The following is a 24,289-nucleotide window of genomic DNA, read 5'->3' as shown; positions in this document are numbered from 1 at the left end:
CTTTCCTGCTTTGCCAGGCAAAAATTAATTAAAAACTGCCTGCTTAAGCAATATTTCAAAATCCTTAGGACTGTCTGTTGCTACCACACGACAATCCAGTTTAACCCCTAAATCAATTAATTCATAAAAAGCAGCAACATCCTCTTTAGAAACCGAAACTGCCTTTGTCAGCTGAACACGTCCGACTTTAAACTGCATACCGCCAATATTGATACTGTCAATAGGAACGCCTCCCTTCACTAAATCGACGACTTCCTGAGGTTTAGTAAATAAATAAAAAACCGTTTCATCTTTGTATTTGGGATTATGATAAACTTTAACCGCTTTTTCTGGGGTGACAACATTTACTTTAATACCTGGAGGGGCAGCCTGTTTAACTAAAGTACGTCTGATTTCATCGCTAGCTACCTCATCACTTGGAATAATAATCCGCTCTGCGGCCGCTTCTTTAGCCCATACTGTTGTGACTTGACCGTGAATCAACCGGTCATCAATTCTAGCCAGTTTAACTTTCATAATAAGTCCTCCCTTTCTGCTTCAGGCTGATTTAACTGCCGATCGAACAGCCTTACACTGCCGGCCACTAAACTAGGAAGAGCAGAAGCTATTTCCTTAAGCGGACGGCTATTAAGGATTGCAGCTAACTCTAACACGAGAGGCAGAGACATCCCTGAAACAATCTCAGTCTCTAAATCAGGATGCCGCAAAGCAACTGAGCAGCTTGCATTAAACGGTGTGCCGCCAAATAGATCCGTAAAAATAAGCAGCGGGCAGTTAAGCGTTTTCATTTTTTGGTAAATTTTTGATGACAGACTTTCTAAACCGTCTTCTTCCAAAAAATCAATGGTATGAAACTGAGGCAATTCTCCAAACAGCATTTCTGCCGAAGCCTTCATTTCTGCAGCCAAATGGCCATGGGCGATTAAAATAACCTGATTCATTAACCTCACCTCTCCTTTTATTAAGATATAAAGGCCGTTAAGAAATCCGTGTGAAAATGACGGTAAGCCAGAAATCTCCGATTTCGTAGGCGCACCTCTGCCAAGACGACTAGAAAGCTGCGGCAGGCTGTTAAGACTGCAAAGCTTTCAGACGTCTACGGCTAGGGTTGTTTTGCAATATGCCCGCATCGCGACGGACTTCATCTTTTTCACTAGGATTTTAGGCCGTGTTCAGTTCTGTAAGATACAAAGGCCGTTAAGAACGCAATGGGAAAATAGGCGCCTAACCGCTGAGTCACTAAAGACTCAAGGGAGGGCAGTCTTCTTCCCGCAGCGTTTAGGCCATATTCAATTTCAACAAGATACAAAGGTCGTTTAAAAATCCGTATGAAAGACGGTAAGTCCGAAATCTTCGATTTCGCAGACGCACCTCTGCCAAGACGACTAGAAGGATGCGGTCGGCTGTCAAGACGACAAAGCCTTCAGACGGCTACGGCTGACGGTAAGTCCGAAATCTCCGATTTCGTAGGCGCACCTCTACAGGACGGCTAGAAGGATGCGGCAGGCTGTCAACAAAGTCAGCTTTAGAATTTCAAATCAGATTTAGCTTTTATCCCCGTGTCTTCCCACCAGAAATATTGGTTGTAACACCGCTGATATAGGCAGAACGATCTGACAGATAATAAAGAACCAAATCAGCCACCTCATTTAATTTCCCGCTTCGGCCTAAAGGTATTGTGCTGACAGAGGAGTAGCCTTTTCGGATATCCTCAGCTGTTTTGCCACGCGTATAAGCTAGAGCTTCTTCGTAAGCCAAGCTTCTAAGAGCTGTGGCTTCCATAATTCCCGGAGCTACTCCAACTACACGGATACCATATCTGCCAAGTTCTTTGGCCCAAGACCGAGTGAAACTGTAAACGGCAGCTTTAGTGGCAGCATATATGCTTTGCCCTTCTGACCCTTCAAGTCCTGCTTCAGAAGCCATATTGACAATAACACCGCTTCCTTTAGAGACTAAAATACGCCCAACTGCCTGACTGACTAAATAAAGACCTTTTTGGTTAACAGCAACTAAGCGGTCAAAAATATCATCATTCAGCTCATATTTACTGTGAGGCTGCCGTTTATCCACTAATAAACAAGGGATATTGATACCTGCATTATTAACAAGACCGTCAATTGTCCCCCATTGCTCAACAACTTTTTCTACTGCTTCTTCCACCGCAGGCCGTGAACTGATATCCGTCTGGATAAAAAGTAAATTGTCATCTGTATAGGTCTGCTCAGCAATATCAAAATTAGCTACTTTTGCACCATTAACCAGCAGTTCTTTAATAATAGCCTCTCCAATCCCAGATGAACCGCCGGTAACCACAGCTATCTTGTTTTCAATCCCCAACCAAGACATAACCTCCTCCTTTTTATCAATTGTGATTTTTGTATAACATTTGTTACAAACTAACTATAACACCATATGTTTTGGTTGTCAACGGTTTTTCACGTTTTTTAAACAACAATAACATTTGTGGTTTTTTTATAGAGCATAAAAAAACAGCTGAGACTTTTACTCTCAGCTATTCTTCAAATAGAATCCAAAATTCCTCTGGCAGTTTCTTCTGTAGTTACTAAAATATTAATATAGTTTCCCCTGAGGGCTCCGATAAGTGCCGAAACTTTGTCCCTAGACTCTGCGACACCGATACGGTAGGGGCATTCACGCAGCTTATCTGCTTCGATTCCGATAAGCCGGTCATCAAGCTCGTTTATTATATGCTCACCATGAATATTGTAAAACCTTGATACGACATCGCCGACAACATCTTGCCCTTTAATGCTCTCAATGATATCTACCCCATAAAAATCCTGCCATGTCTGGTTATTCTTAAGGACAGGGCTTCCTACACCCATCACAGCCATATCAAGATGATCCCAGAGCCTTATCAGTTCTTGATTAAAAACATTTTTTAACAGTTCTTCTTTCAAAGATTTTGTTTCAGGGATTGCCGGAGAATCAATTAAAAGTGCAATGCCATGCAGTTTTTTAGCCGCTTCATAGGTAATGGTATTAACATGGTAATCACTTATCAGACGGCCTGATGGGCCACCAATCATCGGAACACAGACAATATCTGACAAATTAAGTTCCGGCATACAGCTGGCAACAGCTGACATGGTTGCTCCCCATGAAAAACCAATCGTCATGCCATCATGCAGAATATTTTTTAAATAAATCGCTAACGCCTCGGCTAATAAAATATCTTTCTGCCTGCGATCCAAATCATGAGCCACCGGCACCACAATAGCTTTTTGCAAGTTGAAAGCTCTCTCCAGCTGCTTTTCAGTATTATAAGTCCCAGCTTTATCATATTTAATACTAATCTGAACAATCCCTTCTTCTCTGGATTGCTTTAACAGGCGGCTGATTGTGGTTCGATGAATTCCCAACTCTTTGGCAATCTGATTCTGTGTTTTGTTTTCCTGATAGTACATTTCTGCAATTTTAACAAGTAGCTTATCTTCAGCAAACATGCTTTTACCTCTAAATCTCTAATCTATGCTAGTATTTTAGCATAAAACAGAATTATTTCAATTGTTGTGAATCAATCACTAATGTGATTATAAACAGTTAACCTGTCTGCTTCTTCCATGATTTTATTGATAGTCATCAAACATAGCCCTTCTAGTAATGTCAATTGTGTGCTAGCAGTTTTCTAGCTGATTTTTCATTTTTAGATAGGTCCTGATGGCACTAATTGATGACAATAAATACAGATGCATATTCTTCTTAATGATGCGGGATAAAAGCATAAACTTTCTGGCTTGGGCTTCTATCTTCCCTTCTGACAGAATTTTTAAAAAGTTGGAATCAAAGCAAAATGAAGGCTATTAAAAAACTTGTCGATTTCAAAAAAAACTCCCAACCTTTAGACTGGGAGTTCCTAGGAGATTTATGAAAAAGAAAAGTTTTAGGATGGTTATAGTATACAGAGAACAGCTTAATTGAAGCTTAACGTTTCCTTGCAGAAAACTTAAATGATAAGAGATACAGGACCAACAAACTAGTCAGTAATTGAAAGACCGAGAGAATGCCAATCATATAGTAGAAAAACAAGTTATGGCTTAAGTCAGCTTTTGATGAAATAATCACAAATATAATACCCCATAGGTAGATGAGGGTAAATCACATCGTATTTTTCTTTTGTCAGTTGACAGTAACCTTTTGCATCAACTTGATACTTTTGATAGATTTTCTCACCAGATAAAGTCGTAAAATAAATTTTTATGACTTCCGGCACATGATCAAAGGCCGAAGAGTCATTATTTAGTAAATAGGCAGCTATAGCGTTTTGGTGCTCCTTTGAAATGACATAAATTTTTTGGTTTTCTGATAATTGTGGAATAACGGCGATACTTCCTTTATCACCAAACTGGATATGGAGATTAAATATCCTCTGATTATTGACAATCTCCAAAGATAAGGTCTTATCCCTTTTACCTTTCTCGGCGTAAGAATTTCTCAATGATTGAGCGGTTAACTTTTTTGTCTTATTATTTCTTTGAATTAAACTAAACCAGTATTTATCGTGATAATAAACAAGACTGTTACTTTTAATAACTTGATAATCATTCTCCAGAAAAAGAACTGGTCGATTTAGCTTTTTTTCTTTTTCCTTATCAAGAGCTAACTGCAAATGAATAATGACCAGAGAGATGACAATTCCTGTTATTGCTCCATAAAAGCTGAGCCAATCTCCTAAGTCATGGTTCAAATACTTTGAAAAAGAAGAGATTACAACTGAAAAAACAGGGCCTGATACTATCACCATTGTAATAATTAATAATAAAATTTTCCAATTTTCTTTAACATATTTTCCCATAAATCTCCTCTTTGCTCCTTATTTTCCTTATTTAAATACTTAATGCCTAAAATGTCTTACGCCCGTGAACACCATTGCAATGCCGTGCTTATTCGCAGCATCAATAGAATCCTGATCGCGGACCGAGCCGCCAGGCTGTATAATAGCTCTGATGCCTGCAGAGGCAATTTCTTCAATATTGTCAGCAAAAGGAAAGAAAGCATCACTGGCAAGAACAGCACCGTCAAGGCGGTCTTTGGCTTGCTCAATGGCAATACGCACTGCACCGACTCGATTGGTCTGACCAGGACCGACACCTAAGGTCATACGGTCATTGGCTATTAAAATTCCATTAGATTTAACATACTTGATAGCTTTCCAGGCGAACTCAAGAGCTGCTGTCTCTTTATCGTTCGGCTGGCGTTCTGTCACTACCCGCCAGTCTTCTGGGTTTTCTGCAACGACATCCTGATTTTGCACAAGAAGGCCGCCAACAACACCTGTGTATTCTTTTTCAGTTTTGCTGGCTTCCTGTGCATCAAACGGCAGTTCCAGAAGACGCAGATTTTTCTTTTTATTGGTTAAAATAGTCAGCGCTTCTTCTGAGTAACTTGGAGCAATGATAATTTCGAGGAAAATATCATGCATCTTCTCTGCTGTCGCAGCGTCAACCTCTCGGTTAAGAACAACAATTCCGCCAAAGATTGAGACAGCATCAGCCTCATAAGCGTAATCCCAAGCTGTTTCGATATCATCAGCCTGTCCGATACCGCAAGGGTTCATATGTTTGAGAGCTACAACGGTCGGACGGTCCCTGAAATCACGGATAATACGAATAGCAGCATCGCTATCCCTAATATTATTGAAGGATAATTCTTTACCGTTAAGCTGTTTAGCTGAAGCAACAGAGTAAGCTGTCGGAAGGGCTGTTTGGTAGAAATCTGCGTCTTGCTGTGGATTTTCACCATAGCGCATGGACTGTTTAAGGTCATAAGTGAGGGTCAGCTTTTCAGGCTTGCTTTCTCCGACTTGGGCTGTGAAGTATTCTGCAATCAAAGCATCATAGGCTGCCGTGTGGCGGAAAACTTTGGCAGCTAAGCGCTGACGGGTTGCAAGGGTTGTTTCGCCTGCATTTGCTAATTCTTCTAAAACTGCTGCATAGTCTGCCGGATCAACTATGACTGTGACGCTGGCATGATTTTTTGCTGCAGAGCGCAGCATTGATGGACCGCCGATATCAATATTTTCCACCGCATCCGCGTAGGTAACATCCGGCTTGAGAACCGTTTCTTTAAAAGGATAAAGATTAACCGCAACCAAGTCAATCAGTTCAATCTTATTGTCAGCGGCTGCCTGCAGATGGCTCTTTAGATCACGGCGTGCCAGAAGGGCACCATGAATATTGGGATGGAGCGTCTTAACCCGGCCATCCATCATTTCAGGAAAACCTGTCACATCGTCAATAGAAGTACTGTCTATACCAGCACTGTCAAGAGCAGCTTTGGTGCCGCCGGTTGAGATGATATCCCAGCCCAGTTTCCTTAATTCTTGAGCAAACTCTACGATGCCTTCCTTATTAGATACACTGATTAATGCGCGTTTTGTCATGTCCTATTTTCCTCACTTATTTTTTTCTTATTGAGATACTTTAATTAGACGTTTATTTTTTGCAAAGCCACTTTTTGTTCACCAGAGGCAGTGAAATTATCATCGGAGAGCCACTTTGTGAAGCGTTTCTTATTTTCAGGCCACTCTTGGTCTAACATCGAAAACCAGTCCGTATCACGATTGCGCCCTTTATAAATTGCTGCTTGTCTGAAAGTTCCTTCGTATTTGAAACCCAAGCGCAGGGCTGCTTGCCGGGAAGGCTGATTCAAATGGTCACATTTCCATTCATAGCGGCGACAGTGCATGTCTTCAAATACATATTCCATCACCAGAAACTGAGCTTCTGTAGCCATCCGTGTCCTTTTTAATCGTTCTGAGTAAACGACCCAACCCATTTCGGCTACACGATTTTGCAGATCAATCCTCATTAGTGAAAAGGTTCCTAAAGCCTCCCCGGTTTTATTGTCTAATATAACTAGATAATAAGGATCCTGTGACTTTACATTATCTTCCATAAACTGTTGATAAGCCGTAAAATCAGTAAACGGCTCAATGGGGAGATAAGTCCAGTTTTCCAGAGGAGAGCTAGGACCGTAAACATCATAAAGTCCTTCGATATGTTCTTGTTCTAACTTAACAACTTTTACCGTCTGGCCTTCTAATGCTGTCACTTGAGGAAGTATCCCTTTTTGAACATTATTCAGCTGCTCTCCTATCTCTTGGCCAAATTCATTTATCGCCATCTTATCTCCCTCTAATATTTGTGCTGCACTCTACAGTAAGTCTTTAATTACTTTAGGATACAGCTGATACTCTGCCTCGTGTATCCGTGCTTCAAAACTTTCGATGGTATCATCTGCCAAGCGCGGCACGCGCACTTGTGCAATGATTTGTCCTGTATCAACACCGCTGTCCACCCAGTGAACTGTAACTCCAGACTGGTCAACTCCTGCTTCCCAAGCATCTTCTATGCCATGAGCCCCGGGAAAATCCGGCAGATAAGCGGGGTGAATGTTGATCATGCGGCCTTCATAAGCAGCTAAAAGAGTCGGCCCTACGATTTTCATATAGCCTGCCAGACAGACCAAGTCAATTTGGTGCTGTTCTAATAGTTCAACGATAGCCTGTTCATAGGCTGCCTTATTGGCAAACTCTTTAAGTTCAAAAGCGTAAGCTTTGACGTCCAGCACTTGAGCGCGCTTAAGTACATAGGCATCACGATGATCAGAAAAGACAAATGCTACCGGAAAAGCTTCTGCGATGACCTGAAAATTTGATCCATTGCCTGAAGCAAAAACGGCAATCTTTTTAGCCATTAGAAATCACCACACTTGTCCCTGTTTTTTTGACAATACGACCAAGTTCATAAACCGGTTCGTCAAGCAGCTCCTTAACACGGTCAGCCTTTTTGGGACTGACTGCCAGCATAAGACCGATTCCCATATTGAAAATTTCAAACATTTCTTCATGTTTAATTTGACCGTATTTTTCAAGAACCTCGAAGATTGGAAGAACCGGTATTTTATCTTCTTCGATTTCAGCAGCTAAGTCATTCGAAAACATACGCGGTACATTTTCAATGAAACCGCCGCCTGTGATATGGGCAATCCCGTTAACCAGACCCTCTTTGATAAGCGGCAGCACCGCTTTCACATAGATACGGGTAGGTTCAAGGAGAACTTCTTTGAGTTTTTTTCCTTTAAGTTCGGGCAGTACTTCTTCACCTGTATAATCGGCAAAGACACGGCGAACCAGCGAGTAGCCGTTTGAATGGATACCGCTTGAAGCGAGGCCAAGAAGTACATCACCTTCAGCAACTTTAGAGCCGTCAATAATTTGCGATTTTTCAGCAACACCGACTGCAAAACCGGCTAAATCATAATCATCTTCGCCATACATACCAGGCATTTCAGCCGTTTCGCCGCCGATGAGAGCACTGCCCGCCTGCAGGCAGCCTTCCGCTACTCCGGCAATAACTTGTTCCAGCTGCTCTGGTTTATTTTTACCAGTTGCGATATAATCCAGAAAATAAAGCGGCTCAGCCCCCGCAGCAATGATATCATTGACACACATAGCCACACAGTCTTGACCGATTGTATCATGCTTATTATATTTGATCGCCAGCATTAGCTTTGTCCCAACACCATCCGTCCCCGAAATAAGAACAGGCTCTTTCACACTGAACTGTGATAGATCAAACATACCGCCAAATCCGCCGAGAGCTCCCGTGGCACCTGCACGTTGTGTGCGGGCCGCATGTTTCTTTATACGTTCAACAACTTCATAACCTGCTTCAACATCTACACCTGATTTTGCATATGCATTCTTTTCTGTCATAGTATTTTCCTTTTTTAGTGTCAATAAAGAATTGCTGCCTTTTTCAAAATTTCAGTTTTTATCCCGCCGGACAAAAAGCGGCTTCTCGGTCAGCATTTAACCGCCGAGCATAAGCTTTGCTGCCAAATATCCCTTTCTTTCAGCAGAAAACAATAAACAGACTGAAACATTTAACCTTTTTCCTTATCGAAACGTGTTTTCTCTTCTAGACTTTTGAGATAAGTTTCTTCATAGTCATAAAGCGGTGTCGGATACCGGCCGTCAAAGTAGGCAACGCAGAGCCCGCCGTTAGGCGCATCGGTATCCAGCCCGATAGACTTAATCAGCCCCTCAATGGACAAATAAGTCAAACTGTCTGCACCAATAATATGCCGTATCTCCTCTACCGTATGGTTAGCCGCAATCAGTTCACGACGGCTTTGAATATCAATTCCGTAAAAACAAGGATAAGCAAGCGGAGGACTGCCGATGGCAACATGGACTTCTTTGGCTCCAGCTTCTTTTAACAGCTGTACGATTCGGCGTGAAGTTGTCCCTCGGACGATAGAATCATCAACCATGACCACACGCTTCCCTTTGACAACACCGGACACCGCAGACAGTTTCATACGAACTCCCTGTTCACGCAGTTCCTGTGTTGGCTGGATAAAAGTCCTTTGGGTATACTGATTTTTTATAAGACCCATTTCATTAGGAAGCCCTGAAACTTCAGCAAAGCCCATAGCAGCTGAAAGAGAAGAGTTGGGGACGCCGACAACAATATCAGCCTCATATTTACATTCACGCGCTAGCTGAGCCCCCATACGTTTGCGGGCTGTATGTACATTAACGCCGTGAATATTTGAATCCGGACGGGCAAAATAAATATATTCCATTGAACAGACTGCAAGCTGAGTATCTGCTGTAAAATAATCCGTACGAATCCCGTCACTATCTACAACAACAATTTCGCCCGGTTTAACATCACGGATCCATTCTGCACCAACCACCTCAAAAGCACACGTCTCAGAAGAAATAATCCAGGCCCCGTTTTTCATCTTCCCAACAGAAACAGGCCGAAAGCCATTCGGGTCCAAAGCTGCAATCATCTTATCTTCAAGCATAAGCAGGTAGGCAAAACCGCCTTTGACAGCATTAAGTGCTTCTTTGAGCTTATCCATAAAGTTTTTCTGCTTGCTATGGCGAATAAGGTGAGCCAAAATTTCAGTATCGGATGTGGAAGAAAAGATCGCTCCCTTATCTTCCAATTCATTGCGAAGAGATACTGCATTGGTCAAATTACCATTATGGGCAAGACCAAACTGCATATCATGAAACTTAAAGTGGAAGGGCTGAATATTATCAATGGAAGCTTCCCCGGCCGTTGCATAGCGAACATGCCCAATTGCAGCCGTCCCTTCCAGCTTTTCAAGATCAGCTGGATTTTTAAACACTTCTGACAGTAAACCAGTGTCCCGATGGCCATTTAATTTGCCTCGGTTATTTGACAGTATGCCTGCTCCTTCCTGACCTCTGTGCTGCAGGGAATGAAGACCGAAATAGGTTATCTGTGCAGCCTGAGGATGACCCCAAATGCCAAAAATACCGCATTCTTCATTAAGAGATTTTATTTCATATGTCATGTTTTTACCTTTTCGTGTTTTCATCTTCTGCTGCTGTAAAACCAAACAGGAGAGATAGGAAATGAGACAGTTCTAAAGGCTGTAAGATTCACCACATGGCATCAAACTTTCCATTCACAAACTGAAAGGCCAAAAAGATGTTTCCAAGCCCTCAGTAGTGAATCAAAGGAAGCGCTGCTGCGGCAAAACCGCCTGTAAACTCTCCCTGTAAGCCTATTTCCCCGTGAAATATTTAACGGCAGAAGCAAAGAGGCTCTGCTCTTTATTGCCGGGAATATTTTGGAAAAGCCCCTCTTCATAACGCTCAGAATGTCCCATTTTCCCAATGATTTGGCCGTTTTTGCTGCTGATGCCTTCAATAGCGTATAAAGAACCATTAGGATTGTACTTAGAATCCATACTTGGCTTGCCTTCAAAGTCAGCATACTGGCTCCAGATTTGACCGTTATCCCGAAGCTCTTCAAATTCTTCCGCCGTCACCACAAATTTACCTTCACCATGAGAAACCGGAACAGCATGAATATCACCAATCTCAACACCGGCCAGCCAAGGTGAATTGGTATTGACAATCCGCGTTTCCACCATCTTAGCTACGTGCTGATTGGCATCGTTATAAAAGAGGGTCGGCGAATTTTCAGTCGCAGCTTCAAAGCTGCCATAAGGTAAAAGGCCAGATTTAACAAGGGCTTGGAAGCCGTTGCAGATGCCGATAATGAGGCCGCCGCGATCAATGAAACGTTCAATCGCTGAACGAACTTTTTCATTAAGTAAAATAGTGACAATAAATTTTGCTGAACCATCCGGTTCATCAGCAGCTGAAAAACCGCCGGCCAGGAAAATAATATCGGCTTCTTCAATATTATCTGCCATCAGAGCAACTGATTGCTCAATAGCCTGCTCATCAAGTGTTACAAATGGCACTAAGCGAACCTCAGCGCCTTCTTGTTCAAAAGCTTTAGCTGAATCATACTCGGAGTTAGTCCCGGGAAAGACTGGAATATAGACCAGCGGCCGCTTCTTTTTTTCTTTAGCCTGCATCGGTACATTTTTAAGAACAGCCGGAACTTCTTTACATTCACTGCTCTGGACAAATTCTGTAGGGTAAATACCCTCTAAAGTTTTTTCAAACGCATCAAGTAAGACTTTTCCAGCCAAATGGACACCATTGACAGTCAGCGCAAACTCCTGACTTGTCTTCCCAATTTTAACAGCATCAGCAATCTCTTCACTGGAAGTAAAGATAAAACCGCCCAGCTGTGCTGCTAAACTGTGTTCCAAGTCTTCTATCTCAACAAAAACACCGATACGGTTCCCAAAACTTGCTAAAGCAAGACTTTCAATAACACCCCCGTACTTGACCGCTGAAGCAGAAGTCACTTTGTGAGCCGCCTGAATAGCTTCAAATTTGGCAAAATTAGCCTTAATAAGGTCAAAATCGATAACTTCTGAAATAGCCTGTCCTGGAAGATAATAAATATATTCACCAGCCGCTTTAAACTCAGGTGAGAGAACCTTACGAATATCTGCTGTCGTCACACCAAAAGCGACAAGAGTCGGTGGGACTGTCAGTTCCTCAAACGTTCCGGACATAGAATCCTTGCCGCCAATTGCAGGCAATCCGAGCTGGATTTGAGCCTCAATAGCCCCTAAAAGGGCCGAAACTGGCTGTCCGAAACGATCAGGCTGTTTATCCATCCGCTGGAAATACTCCTGATAAGAAAAACGTGCCTTAGACCAATCTGCTCCCGTCGCTGCCAAACGTGCTGCGGCTTCAACAATAGCATAAGCTGCACCATGATAGGGAGACCATTCGGCAATATAAGGGTTGAAGCCCTGTGCCATAACTGAAGCGGTATTTGTTACACCATGCTGAACAGGTAACTTTTGGACAGAACTTTCTGCCGGCGTTATCTGATAACGGCCGCCAATCGGCTGATTGACCGTGGATCGGCCGACAGAAGAATCAAAAATCGTTTGCAGTCCCTTTTGGCTGCTGTGGTTAAGATCGGAAAGAAGTTTAACGGTATCCGACTCAAGTGTTTCTGCTGCAGTGGTACGCTGCCCTGGCAAATCCGCTATACTGTCAACAACCTTCGCATCAACAGCTGCACGGACACCGTTGCTGTCAAGAAAACTCCGTTCAATATCAACAATTATCTGCCCGTTCCAAGTCATGACAAGATTTGGTTTTTCAGTAACCCTTGCTACTGCTGCAGCCTCTATACTCTCTTTCCTGCATTCTGCAATAAATTGCTCTGTATCCTCAGGGCGAATCACTACTGACATACGTTCTTGCGATTCTGAAATCGCAATTTCCGTACCATTGAGACCTTGGTACTTAAGAGGAATCTTATTAAGATCGATTTCAAGGCCGTCAGCAAGCTCTCCAATCGCTACACAAACACCGCCGGCACCAAAATCATTCGATTTCTTTATGAGGCGGGTAACACTCTTCTTACGGAAAAGACGCTGAATCTTGCGCTCTTCAGCAGCATTCCCTTTTTGAACCTCAGCACCTGCTTTTTCAACAGTTTCAACTGTCTGAACCTTAGATGAGCCTGTTGCCCCGCCGATACCATCACGTCCGGTTCTTCCGCCCAAAAGAATAACAAAATCACCTGGCTGTGGTTTTTCTCGGACAACATTATCTTTAGGAGCTGCACCAACAACAGCCCCTAGTTCCATACGTTTAGCCGTAAAACCCGGATGGAAATATTCCTTTACATAGGTTGTCGCCAAACCGATTTGGTTTCCATATGAAGAATATCCCTGTGCTGCGGCTTTTGAAATGACCTGCTGAGGTAATTTCCCAGCACGTGTGGCAGCGATAGGAGCGGTAATATTGCCGGCACCAGAAATTCGCATAGCCTGATAAACATAAGAACGGCCGGATAAAGGGTCACGAATAGCTCCGCCAATGCAGGTCGCAGCTCCGCCAAAAGGCTCAATTTCTGTTGGATGATTGTGTGTTTCATTTTTAAACATAAGAAGCCAGGGCTCTTTTTGACCGTCAACTTCTACTGTAATTTCAACTGAACAGGCGTTGATTTCTTCAGATACTTCCATATCATCCAAGCGTCCATTCGCACGCTCATAACGGCCAAAAACAGTCGCCATATCCATAAGAGTCTGCGGTTTATCAGACCGTCCCAGCTCATCCCGCATGCTGATATACTTATCGTAAGTCGCCTGCAGCTGCTCCTTGAAAGACGAAGCCGAAAAATCAATATGCCTGAGCTCTGTTTCAAAAGTTGTATGGCGGCAGTGATCTGACCAATAGGTATCCAAAACTCTCAGCTCCGTTTCGGTTGGCGGGCGGCCGATTGATTTAAAATAATCCTGAATAAAAAGGAGATCGTCCACTTCCATAGCCAAGCCCTGCTCAACTTTATAATCGGCAAAATCTTCGGCTGTGTAAGTCTCAAAAAAATCTAGGGTTGGAATCGTCTTATCAGATTCTGAAAAGTTATGATGAACGATACCTGCTGTAATATCTTTAAAACGAGAATCCACAGGATTAAGCAAATAGTTTTTCACCGTCTCCAGCTCTGCGCTGTTGATATCTTTGTTAACCAAATAAAGCTGAGCCGTCTGTATCTTCACCTTATTTGAACTTCCAAGCAGCAGCAAGGCTTCCTGCGCTGAAGCCGCACGCTGGTCAAACTGGCCGGGCAGAGCTTCAATCGCAAAAAAAGCATAATGCGGCAACTCATCAGCTATATCATTCTCAGTCAAGACATTATCTGTGACCTGTTCAGAAAAAATATGTTTCTCTGCAGGCTCAAACAGTTCTTCTGCTAAATCAAAGACATCATAAATCTGCACGATTCGCAGATCTGACAGGGTTTTCAACTGCAGATTATGGGTTAATTCTTTGTTAAGTGACTGCGCTTTTACCTGAAAATCTCTTTTTTTCTCAACAAAAATCCGTTTATCCATCCTTAAGCTACTAAATCCAATCAGAAAGCTTCTGACAGTAAAGAAATTCTGACAATCCAGAAATTTCCTGCCTTTTGATACTTTCCGGGCAGACTCTGTCTCCTTTCAATTAAAAATCTAAAAACAAACTAGCAACAAGAAACAGTAAAACTTACTATCGTGCCATTTTTAGGTGTCTCAGCTGCCTGTGTACCACTTCTGTGCTGCTGTCTGTAGCACTTTGCCGGCATATCTTTCTTAGATTTACCGACAATTAGGTTAATTTTTGCAACCTTTCCAATACCGTTTCATAGACATCTGTTAAACTCCCAAGATCCCGGCGAAAAACGTCTTTATCCATATGATGTCCCTGAGCATCCCAAAGCCGGCAGTTGTCAGGTGAAAATTCATCGGCTAAAATGATGCGGCCGTCAGCATCTTTCCCAAACTCAAGCTTAAAATCAATCAAGGTCAGTCCGATTTGCTCGAACCATTTTTTCAGCAAATTATTAATACGGCGCGTTTCTTTTTTTAGATAAGCAATTTCATCTGTATCCGCAATATCTAAAAACAGAACGTGTTCATCGTTGATAAAAGGATCATCAAGGTCATCATTTTTGTAGTAAAATTCAAGAATCGGCCTCTCAAGCTCAATTCCCTCCTCTATACCAAAACGCTTAGAAAACGACCCTGCAGCTACATTGCGCAAAACAACTTCCAAAGGGATAATAGTCACTTTTTTATTCAATTGTTCGTTTTTTGACAGCTGTTTGATGAAATGCGTCTGAATTCCCGCTGCATTCAGTTTTTCAAAAATTAAAGATGAGATTTGATTATTTAAAGCCCCTTTTCCTGCAACGGTCTCTTTGCGAGCTCCATTTAGCATAGTGGCCTGATCTTTATAGACCGAGACAATCATATCCTCATCTTCTGAACTTATATAGATATCCTTAGCTTTTCCCGTATAAATCAGTTTGCGTGACATTTTTTCGTTCGCCTTTCACCCTTGTTTTACTAAATTTTAACACAAGAAAATTTAAATTTCAACGCTTCACAAACTTTAAATCATAACAAAAATAAAAACGTCCGCTTTTAACGAACGTTTTATAGATTAAGCAAGTTTCTGATAAAGATAGTCTGCCATCTCACCCATGGATTCTATTTCTTCAATAGCCTCATCGGGGATATCTAAATGAAACTCATCTTCCAGATTGATCACAAACTCCATCAAGCCGATTGAATCGACCCCTAAATCGTCCTGCAAAGACGTTTCTGGACTGATATCTAAATCCCCTCGATGCATTTGTTCTGCCAGCATCTTGCTTATTTTGTCAAAAATTTCTTCTTTGGTCACCACAGCCGCAATCTCCCTCTACTCTTCCTCTGATGCAAATACTTCTGTCAGTTGGCTGATAACATCCGTTTCTAACATGGTGCGTACCTGTTTGATTGTATAATAGACCGATTTAGCATCACTTGAACCATGGCATTTAACCACCGGTGCTTTAAGTCCAAAAAGAACAGCGCCGCCCGCACTTGAATAATCCATAAGATCGCGCAAATTATAAAGACTGTCTTTCAGGAAAAAAGCGCCTAACTTTGCTTTAGCCCCGCCGGTCTTAATCGCCGATTTGAGGACTTCCACGATGCTCATCCCGGTTCCTTCCATCGTTTTAAGAACAGCATTCCCTGTAAAACCATCTGCCACAACGACATCTGCTGCACCGTTCATTAACTCCCGTGCTTCAATATTTCCAACAAAATTAAGGGACGCGTCAGCTGCTAAAAGACTATAAGCCTCTTTGCGCAAAGGATCCCCCTTGGTATCTTCTGTTCCATTGTTGAGCAGACCGACGCGAGGCCTAGCAAGACCACGCACATTCTCTGCATAAAAAGAGCCTAGAACAGCATACTGATGCAGATGATGAGCTGTATTTTCAGCATTGGCACCAAGATCCAGCATATCAAACCCACTACCGTCAACAGTTGGCAGAGTAGACATTAAGCCCGGCCGGTCAATCCCCTTGATACGGCCTACGACAAAAAGCCCCGCTGCCAATAATGCACCCGTATTGCCTGCAGAAATCAGTGCCTGAGCTTCCTTTTGTTTAACAGCCTGCGCGCCGAGCACCATGCTGGCCTTTTTCTTGCGCCGAACGGCTTTAGCAGGCTCATCATCAGAGTCAATTTTTTCATCTGTATGCTTGATCGTTACGCGCTCAGAAACTGTCAAATATTCTCTTATTTTTGTTTCATCCCCGTAAAGTTCAATCTCAATATCTTCAAATTCGGCTAAGGCCTGATTAACACCTTCAACAATAGCTTGAGGCGCATTATCGCCGCCCATTGCATCTACAGCTATCTTTTTCATTAATAAATTCCTCTCACATGCTGTTTCAATGTTTTCTTATTATAGCACTAATTCGCAAAAATTTCAGTGCCATCTGCAAATGTAAAATTTGAACAAACAGCGGTTTTAAGAAGGCGAATAAAAGACCGCTAATCCTCTTTTATTTTGCTGTATAAACTCTAGCAGTCATCTAACTCACGGTTTGTTTCTCATTACACCGCCCCATTTGTCCAAGTTATCAATAAATTTCTTGCTCTTAAGATGGATACCCACATAGTTATCATAAATGTCATCTAAGAATTGACGAATTTGCTGTTTCATTGCTGGTTTAACTGAAATACTTTGCAGTTCTTCAAAGGAAACATTTTGAAAACGGTCTAAAAGATAAATAACATTCGGATCCAGATGTTTGCGGTGAACATCTTCTATATAATGATCCGGACAGAGCAAACCGGAAAATTTATAAGAAAAGTCAAAAGGCAGACCGACTCTGTGGCAGAAAGTACATTCATGGAAATTCAGACCGACCCCAAAACGCTCCAAAACCTGAAGTTCAAAAATATTAGTTAAAATTTCATAATCAAGCCCTTTATCCATCAATTCTAGCGTCTTTTTCAGAAAAGTAAAGAGCTGCGGATCAGCAGTATTGTCGGCAATTGCTGCATCTGCCAGAGCAGCTACATATGAAGCATAAGCAAGGATAAATAAATCCTCATTGACAGTTTTATAAAATTCTGCTTCCTTATAATCTCCAATGTAAGACAAGCCCTTATCATTGATTTTCACTATGAAATCTGCAGCCGTTAAAGGCTGAATAACAGAAGTTATCTTTGATTGCCCAGCATGCCTTATAAAAAACATGCGCTTCCCATCTGTCTCAGTAAAAATTTTAACCAGCTTATCATCTTCGCGGTAATTACGGCTGTAAAGGACAAGCCCCTTAGTTTCTTTAGTCTGCATGTTCTTCCATAAATTCTTCCAAACGATTCATAGCAGTGCTGATTGTTTCTATACTGGCCGCATAGGACAGACGCACATATCCTTGCCCATACTTGCCAAAAGCTACTCCAGGGATAAAAGCAACTGCCTTTTCACGCGCAAAAGCCTGACAGAATTTAAAGGAATCTTGTTCATAACCTGCGGGAATTTTAGCAAAAATGTAGAAAGCGCCATCAGGTTTAATAATTTTAAATCCAAGCGCTGACATTTTCTCAATAATAAAATCACGGCGTTTTATATATTCCTGCTTCATAATAAAAGCATCATCTTTGCCGGCAGATAAGGCTTCAATCGCCGCAAACTGTGCCGAAGTTGCCGCAGCTGTCACTAAATACTGATGGCTCTTAATTAATTGTGCTGTTAAAACCGCCGAAGCAAAAATGAAGCCGATACGCCATCCAGTCATCGCATGAGATTTTGACAGACCGTTAATCAAAATGGTTTGTTCCGGCAGGTATTCCGCAATTGAAACATGCGTTTCTTCATTATAGGTTAATTCCGAATAGACTTCGTCGCTGACTACAAATATTTCATATTTCTTCAATACCTCTGCCAGAGCTTTAATCTGCTCACGTGAATATGTCACACCGGTAGGATTGGCAGGATAGTTAAGCAAAACAGCCTTAAGTTTCTCTCCTTGCTCAAGGATTGCCTTTTCCAGCATTTCTGGTGTCAAAACAAAATCATTAGCTGTTGTGTCAATTTCAACAATTTCAGCTCCTACCAGATTAACAATCGGCTCATAGCCCGGATAGGCCGGAGCAGGAAGCAGCACAGTATCTCCCGGTTCTAAAATAGCTGTCAGAGTTGCAGACAGTGCTTCAGTTGCTCCGACAGTAACCAAAATTTCGTCTTCAGGATGGTAAGTCAGACCGTACTTTTCCTTTACAAAATCTGCTGCAGCCTGACGCAGCTCAAGCAAACCGCTCATTCCCGTATAATGAGACTGATTAGCATCAATAGCTCTTTTTGCAGCTTCTTTGACATGCTCGGGTGTTGCAAAATCAGGCTCTCCCAAGGTTAATTTCATTATTCCGGGTACATCAGAAATAGATTGATCAAATTGACGAATCAACGAAACTTCTATCTTATCCAAATTCTTATTCATCCGTTTTGTTAAATCCACATTTCTCACCTCAACAATATAAGTAACTCTATTATACAAAAAATTCTGAATATTTGCATTCTCTGCAAAAAAGAGAAATAGCTTTTCCTTATCTTCACAACTCAGCCTAAAAAATAAAATGACTGCTTGTTAACTATGAACAATTCCCGTAAGACCTGAAAATTTTAGAAATGAGTAATCTGCCGCTATACTGCTGCTTGCCAAAAATCTTAGAATCCAAGACTTTACGTCTCCTTCCAGCCGTAGACGTCTGCAAAATCACAGATTTCGGACTTGCGGCCTATTTTCCTTTTAGATTCTAATTGGTTTAATAATATATGAAACAAAAAACAGCCTCTGCGAAGGCTGTTTTTTTGATCTATTTAGCTGCTTTAGCATTATCCATTTCAAATAAAGGGGAGAGAGGCCGTTTTTCGTGGATACGAATAATCGCTTCTGCAATCAAATCAGCAATCGAAATCTGTTCAATTTTATCAATCAAACGCTCTTGAGGTAAATAAATAGTATCTAATACTACCAGTTTTTCAATAGCTGAATTTTGGATATTAGTAAGTGCCGGCCCAGACAAAACTGGGTGAGTGCATGAAGCATAAACATGTGTTGCCCCAGCTTCGGCCAATGCATCTGCTGCATGGCATATTGTCCCAGCAGTATCAATCATATCGTCAATAAGAATACAGGTTTTCCCAGCGACTTTTCCAATAATATGCATAACTTCGCTGGTATTCATTTTTGTCACACTGCGGCGTTTATCAATAATGGCAATAGGTGTTTGGAGGAATTGAGCTAATTTACGTGCTCGCGTTACACCGCCATGATCCGGACTGACGACAACAACTTCATCCCCAACCAAACCATTGCGGTCAAAATAGTCAGCAATTAGAGGGGCTCCCATGAGGTGATCAACCGGAATATCAAAGAAACCTTGAATCTGTGCAGCATGTAAGTCAACAGTAAGCAGGCGATCAACACCCGCAACTTCCAACATATTAGCAACTAATTTCGATGTGATTGGTTCACGCGAACGTGCCTTACGATCCTGACGTGCATATCCGTAATACGGCATAACTACACTAATTGTTTCTGCACTGGCCCGCTTCAGAGCATCTACCATAATCAAAATTTCCATTAAATGATCATTAACAGGAGAACTTGTTGACTGTAAAATAAAAACATGATGGCCGCGAATAGACTCTTCTATATTGACCTGAATCTCCCCGTCCGAAAACTGCCGGACGGTTGATTTCCCAAGTTCAATCCCGATTGTCGAGGCAACTTTTTCTGCCAATTCCTTGTTCGAAGACAGCGCAAACAACTTTAAATCAGAATAAGACATGTTTTCCTCCAAAAAAATTTATCCCTTATCATTCTAACTTTTTTTAACTTTTTTTTCAAATGAAAGTAAAAATGAAAAACATAAGAAAATAGAAAAATTATGATCTGCCGATTAATTGAATAACAAAACCATAATAATTGCTGCTCAGGTTTTTTTAATTTTGATCCAGCTGCTTATTTTTTTTGTAAAGTTAGCTTGACAAAAAATGTAAAGCTTGCTATACTAAAAATGTAAAGGAAACCTGACATTTTTCTAACCAGCAATATTAGATAGTATCGCTGAATACGGCCTAAGATCTTTGCAAAAAAAGGAACATATATCCAGTGTTGACTCAAATCAAGCATTGGCCAGCCATCCTGAAAGCTTTGTCGTCCTGACAGGGAGGCGTCTGCGAAATCAGAGATTTCAGACTTACCGCCTATTTTGCTGTGAGCAATGGCCGTTGTATTTTGATGAAAGGAGAAAAATGAAGACAAGAATTCAAGAATTCCGTAAGGCTAACAAAATTAGTCAGGCAGAATTAGCCGATGCTGTTGAGGTCACCAGGCAGACTATCATCTCTTTGGAGAAAGGCCGTTACAATGCCTCTTTGGAGTTAGCCCATAAAATTGCACATTTTTTTGGAAAAACAATTGAAGAAATTTTTCTTTTTGAAGAATGAGAACAGGATCGGCTGTACATATTTTTAATATCGGATATAAGAGTTAAGAGGGGAATATTGAAATCATAAAAATCCATATCCCTAAGTTCCATTAACTCTTACGAGTGAGAAGTTATCATAAAAAGGAGATACGATAATGTTGTTAAAACTGAAGATAATTAACAGATTTAAAGAAAAACCAACTGAAAGTGCCTTTAAAAAGAGAATTTTCAAGCTAAGTCTGTCCTTATTAAGCTTGGGCCTTTTAGGAATTATCTTTATCAGACAGTCCAATTTAAGCAATAGTTTTGCCAGAGGCATGACTGTTGGAATAGTCGTCACCAGTTTCATTTTAGGTCTATATTTCCAATGGGTCTTTCACCATCCAAAACAGCTTCATCAAATGTATATTGATCTAATTGATGAGCGTAATAAGAAAATTACCAGTATTACAGCCCAACTGACCTTGACACTGCTGATCTTAACAATTTTTATCTTGCTTATGTTATCAACTTTTGCCGGTATCAAACTGACTTATGATCTTTTACTTATCCTGTTAACGTATCTGCTAACATATGGATTTGCATTCTTACATTGGCTTATTGGTAAAATAATCTAAATCAAATACAAGTCAGGAGCTGTATAAAAAAGATTAAAGGTCTCCATGAGTTAGCTCCAGACACCTTGAAACTTAAAAAACAGATACAATACTGCATCTTGCACAACATGCTGAAAACGTTTTAAAATTAAGATTCTGTATCCCCTTCTAGTCGTTTTAACTGGGGGTGTCTGCGAAATCACAGATTTCGAACTTACCGTCATTTTCATGCGAATTTTTATACGACTTTTGTATCTTGGTGGAACTGAGCACGCTCTAAAATCCTATTGAAAAGAGACGTAATCGTTGGAAGCTGCAGGCTGACATACGAGTGTGGCTGCTTCTGTAAGTACGGATGCCAGCGTGATGCCCAAACATCATTTGTCAGGCCCTATTTCATACAGCTTTTTTAACGGTCTTTGTATCTTAATAGAGGTGAAAATAATGGAAAAAATAAAAGATATGAAATATTTCTTACTAGCGATTGGAATCATTGCTGTTGAGCAGTATCCAACTTTTTATTTAAAAGCGAACCAACCTTTATGGCAAGTATGGCTTTTGATAACTGTTTTTCTGTTTATCAGTCTTGGAACGTTATGGATCGGCAAACGACTGGCTATAATTAGCTCAGAAAACATTCTGGGAAAGTGGCAAACATGGAAAATCAGCTTAATAGGCTTCTTTAGTCTATTTATTTTAAAAATTACAGGCGGTATTGTCTTAGTCATAGAAAAAGGGAACGGTGCAACTACAGCCAACCAATCAGCTTTAGAGCAACTCACTGTAACTCCTATCCTCTTGTTCATCATAACCGTTATAACTGCCCCTATCGTAGAAGAAATGGTATTTCGAGGATTGATCCTAAATAAAACCTTTCATTTCTCCTATGCTGGTATAGCTGTGAGCAGTTTCTTATTTGCTCTTTTACATACTCCGATGGATTTTGGCAGTTGGATTATTTATGGAGGTATGGGATTAGTGTTAGGAATGGTTTATAAACACAGCAAGAAAATCGAACATGCTCTTATGATTCACTTTCTGAACAATTTTGTCGCTATTACTCTGATGTTCCTATAAAATATAGCTTATATTAACTAATTCTTAAAACAAAAACAGGACGGGATGCTTAACGAAAAAAGTTTTCCGTTATTTTTGGCTGAACAAAAAACTCAGGTCGTCAAAACTGCTACATGCTAACTCTTGCCTCACATAGCGGGCTAGGATGACCACTGAATTGTAAAGTAAAGCTCTTATCTTAGTCTTCTTATGATATGTTCTACAGGAGAGCTGCTCATTCTCTCGTCCTCACAATAACTAGGCTTTGGTATTACTGATCGGTGCACCGGTAGAGAAATAACCGAAAAGTGTGCTGTCAATGTACAGGGGTACTGATAACATGCAAAAAGACAAGGCCAAAAACCTTGTCTCAAATTGTAATTATAAATGTGTTTATGGGTAAATGTAGTAAACTGAACCACCCCATGTCGAAGCAGTAGGGTCGAAAGTTCCACGGTAATTACCAATACTTGAATTACCAGCGTAATTAGATTCCATAACTTGAATAGAGTTTGAACCTGATGCTGAGACAACAACAGCAACGTGTCCGTAGCCGCCACCATCATTTGGCCATACAGCTACTGCGCCGGCAACTGGTGTAGTACCAACTGAAAATCCTGCAGCTTGTGCACTGGAAATCCATTGATTAGCATTACCCCAATAATTGCCTACCCAGCTTGCCAAAGATTTAGCTCCCCAAGTACATTGTCCAACAGGATAAGTATTTGCTGCTGAAGCGTTTGCTGCCGCTGTCGCAGCATTTGAACTTGCTGTAGTAGCTGTTTCTGCTGGCTGTGCTTCTGCAGGTGCTTCTTCTGCAGCAGGAGCTGGTGCTTCAGATTGAGGAGCCGCAGCTTCTTCTGACTGAACAGTTTCTGCTTCTGATTCTGATGAAGCGGCAGCAGGTGCCTCTGCAACCTCAGCTGTTTCTGATTCAACAGCTACAGTTTCCTCAACGGTTTCAGAAGTCGCTTCTGATGAAGCAAGCGACTCTGTTGAATCTGTTGTTTCTGTTACTGTATCTGTAGTAGCTGTATTGTTTTCAATTGCTGTCTGAGCGGCAGCAATTGAATCAGCCTGTGCTTGGGCTTCTGCAGCGGCTTGAGCTTCTGCAGCGGCTTGAGCAGCAGCAGCTTCCGCAGCAGCTTGCTCAGCGGCAGCTTTTTCTGCTTCTAAAGTAGCTTTTTCACCTTCAGCTGTAGCTAACTGAGATGCCAAATCTAATTGAGCTGCTTCCAATTGAGCTTGTTGAGTTGACAAAGCAGCTGAATTTTCTTCAATAACAGCTTTGTTTGCTGCTACAGTATTGATAGCTTCTTGATTTTCGATTTGTTTAGCTTCTAATTCAGCTTTATCAGCTTCTTGCTGCTCTAACATTTTTTCGTTTGCAGAAACAACTTCACGAATAGCAACTACACGGTTAATAGCATCTGAAATAGACTTAGAATTTAAAACAGTGTTAATATAACTTGTTACACTGTTGCCTTTTTGTGCACTACGTGCTTGTTTTCTTAACGCTTCATTGCGAGCAACAATTTTACTTGAAAGTGCTTGGATTTCGTCATTTAAAGTTTGAGACTGTGTTTCAAGTTCAGCATTCTGAGCTTCTAATTCAGCTTGCTGGCTTTGAAGTGTACTTACTTCAGCTTGAAGTGCACTTACTTTAGTTTGTGTCTCCGCTTGTTCAGCTGTAAGATTGCTGATGACAGCATCTTGTGCCGCTATCTGTGAATCATAGTCCTCAGCGTTTACTTGGGTAGCAGCTGTCCCAAGAGTTACACCACTGACAAGAACTGCAGATAAAATTCTTTTCTTCATATTTTAAAAACTACTCCTTTTTGATAAGACCTTATTATTGTACCAAAAAAACAGACGCTTTATATTACGCAATTGTTACAATT

The 24,289-nt window shown here is 41.3% G+C and carries 21 protein-coding genes; 3 read left to right on the top strand and 18 right to left on the bottom strand.

Going from position 1 to position 24,289, the window contains the following annotated elements; translation table 11 throughout:
- Window positions 1–24: 24 nt before the first annotated feature.
- The 17 genes from DDV21_RS00315 to DDV21_RS00235 all read right to left on the bottom strand — a co-directional run bounded on the left by DDV21_RS00315 (window position 25) and on the right by DDV21_RS00235 (window position 20,094).
- Entirely contained in the window at window positions 25–516 is a 492-nt protein-coding gene (locus DDV21_RS00315) for a PTS sugar transporter subunit IIB (RefSeq protein ID WP_116878585.1), read from the bottom strand.
- A complete protein-coding gene (locus tag DDV21_RS00310) occupies window positions 513–941 on the bottom strand; it encodes a PTS sugar transporter subunit IIA (RefSeq protein WP_116878586.1) in 429 nt (142 codons plus the stop codon). The genes DDV21_RS00315 and DDV21_RS00310 overlap by 4 nt, the downstream gene beginning before the upstream one ends.
- A gap of 610 nt (window positions 942–1,551) precedes the next feature.
- Complete coding sequence (locus DDV21_RS00305) at window positions 1,552–2,349, bottom strand: SDR family oxidoreductase (RefSeq protein WP_116878587.1); 798 nt, start codon at window positions 2,347–2,349, stop codon at window positions 1,552–1,554.
- 173 nt (window positions 2,350–2,522) lie between these two features.
- The gene (locus tag DDV21_RS00300) at window positions 2,523–3,470 is read right to left on the bottom strand and encodes a sugar-binding transcriptional regulator (protein WP_116878588.1); all 948 of its coding nucleotides are present in this window, start codon (window positions 3,468–3,470) and stop codon (window positions 2,523–2,525) included.
- Between the two features lie 596 nt (window positions 3,471–4,066).
- Window positions 4,067–4,819: a hypothetical protein gene (locus tag DDV21_RS00295; RefSeq protein ID WP_116878589.1), complete on the bottom strand. Its 753-nt coding sequence runs from the start codon at window positions 4,817–4,819 to the stop codon at window positions 4,067–4,069.
- 39 nt (window positions 4,820–4,858) lie between these two features.
- Window positions 4,859–6,406, bottom strand: coding sequence for a bifunctional phosphoribosylaminoimidazolecarboxamide formyltransferase/IMP cyclohydrolase (gene purH / locus DDV21_RS00290; RefSeq protein ID WP_116878590.1), 1,548 nt, complete (start codon window positions 6,404–6,406; stop codon window positions 4,859–4,861).
- 44 nt (window positions 6,407–6,450) lie between these two features.
- On the bottom strand, window positions 6,451–7,122 hold the full coding sequence (locus DDV21_RS00285; RefSeq protein ID WP_199286022.1) for a GNAT family N-acetyltransferase: 672 nt from the start codon (window positions 7,120–7,122) through the stop codon (window positions 6,451–6,453).
- Between the two features lie 57 nt (window positions 7,123–7,179).
- Entirely contained in the window at window positions 7,180–7,722 is a 543-nt protein-coding gene (gene purN, locus DDV21_RS00280) for a phosphoribosylglycinamide formyltransferase (protein ID WP_116878592.1), read from the bottom strand.
- Window positions 7,715–8,743 carry a phosphoribosylformylglycinamidine cyclo-ligase gene (gene purM / locus DDV21_RS00275; protein ID WP_116878593.1) on the bottom strand — a complete coding sequence of 343 codons (1,029 nt, stop codon included), beginning with the start codon at window positions 8,741–8,743 and terminating at the stop codon, window positions 7,715–7,717. The genes purN and purM overlap by 8 nt, the downstream gene beginning before the upstream one ends.
- 170 nt (window positions 8,744–8,913) lie before the next feature.
- Complete coding sequence (gene purF / locus DDV21_RS00270; RefSeq protein ID WP_116878606.1) at window positions 8,914–10,365, bottom strand: amidophosphoribosyltransferase; 1,452 nt, start codon at window positions 10,363–10,365, stop codon at window positions 8,914–8,916.
- A 213-nt stretch (window positions 10,366–10,578) separates the two neighbouring features.
- Window positions 10,579–14,304, bottom strand: coding sequence for a phosphoribosylformylglycinamidine synthase (locus DDV21_RS00265; protein ID WP_116878594.1), 3,726 nt, complete (start codon window positions 14,302–14,304; stop codon window positions 10,579–10,581).
- A gap of 253 nt (window positions 14,305–14,557) precedes the next feature.
- Complete coding sequence (gene purC / locus DDV21_RS00260) at window positions 14,558–15,268, bottom strand: phosphoribosylaminoimidazolesuccinocarboxamide synthase (RefSeq protein ID WP_116878595.1); 711 nt, start codon at window positions 15,266–15,268, stop codon at window positions 14,558–14,560.
- Window positions 15,269–15,394: 126 nt separating this feature from the next.
- Window positions 15,395–15,637 carry an acyl carrier protein gene (locus tag DDV21_RS00255; RefSeq protein WP_116878607.1) on the bottom strand — a complete coding sequence of 81 codons (243 nt, stop codon included), beginning with the start codon at window positions 15,635–15,637 and terminating at the stop codon, window positions 15,395–15,397.
- A gap of 18 nt (window positions 15,638–15,655) precedes the next feature.
- Complete coding sequence (plsX, locus tag DDV21_RS00250) at window positions 15,656–16,654, bottom strand: phosphate acyltransferase PlsX (RefSeq protein WP_116878596.1); 999 nt, start codon at window positions 16,652–16,654, stop codon at window positions 15,656–15,658.
- A gap of 174 nt (window positions 16,655–16,828) precedes the next feature.
- Entirely contained in the window at window positions 16,829–17,593 is a 765-nt protein-coding gene (gene recO, locus DDV21_RS00245) for a DNA repair protein RecO (protein ID WP_116878597.1), read from the bottom strand.
- Window positions 17,583–18,758 carry a pyridoxal phosphate-dependent aminotransferase gene (locus DDV21_RS00240; protein WP_116878598.1) on the bottom strand — a complete coding sequence of 392 codons (1,176 nt, stop codon included), beginning with the start codon at window positions 18,756–18,758 and terminating at the stop codon, window positions 17,583–17,585. Before DDV21_RS00240 ends, recO begins: the two co-directional genes overlap by 11 nt.
- 358 nt (window positions 18,759–19,116) lie before the next feature.
- A complete protein-coding gene (locus DDV21_RS00235; protein WP_116878599.1) occupies window positions 19,117–20,094 on the bottom strand; it encodes a ribose-phosphate diphosphokinase in 978 nt (325 codons plus the stop codon).
- A gap of 466 nt (window positions 20,095–20,560) precedes the next feature.
- On the opposite strand from DDV21_RS00235, the gene DDV21_RS00225 reads away from it, so the two are divergent.
- From DDV21_RS00225 to DDV21_RS00215, 3 genes are all read left to right on the top strand, one after another.
- Entirely contained in the window at window positions 20,561–20,755 is a 195-nt protein-coding gene (locus DDV21_RS00225) for a helix-turn-helix transcriptional regulator (protein WP_116878601.1), read from the top strand.
- A gap of 136 nt (window positions 20,756–20,891) precedes the next feature.
- Entirely contained in the window at window positions 20,892–21,353 is a 462-nt protein-coding gene (locus DDV21_RS00220) for a CAAX protease (protein ID WP_116878602.1), read from the top strand.
- Between the two features lie 423 nt (window positions 21,354–21,776).
- Window positions 21,777–22,409 (top strand): CPBP family intramembrane glutamic endopeptidase, encoded by a 633-nt coding sequence (locus DDV21_RS00215; RefSeq protein ID WP_241964681.1) that lies wholly within the window; start codon window positions 21,777–21,779, stop codon window positions 22,407–22,409.
- 372 nt (window positions 22,410–22,781) lie between these two features.
- Here the strand turns inward: DDV21_RS00215 and DDV21_RS00210 are convergent, their stop codons facing one another.
- Window positions 22,782–24,206, bottom strand: a complete 1,425-nt coding sequence (locus DDV21_RS00210) for a PcsB-like coiled-coil domain-containing protein (RefSeq protein WP_116878603.1) — start codon at window positions 24,204–24,206, stop codon at window positions 22,782–22,784.
- Window positions 24,207–24,289 lie beyond the last annotated feature (83 nt).

This window comes from Streptococcus chenjunshii (assembly GCF_003086355.1).
In the GTDB taxonomy this organism is placed as follows: Bacteria; Bacillota; Bacilli; order Lactobacillales; family Streptococcaceae; genus Streptococcus; species Streptococcus chenjunshii.
Note: the sequence above shows the minus strand (reverse complement) of the source record. Positions and strands in the feature narration are given on the sequence as shown.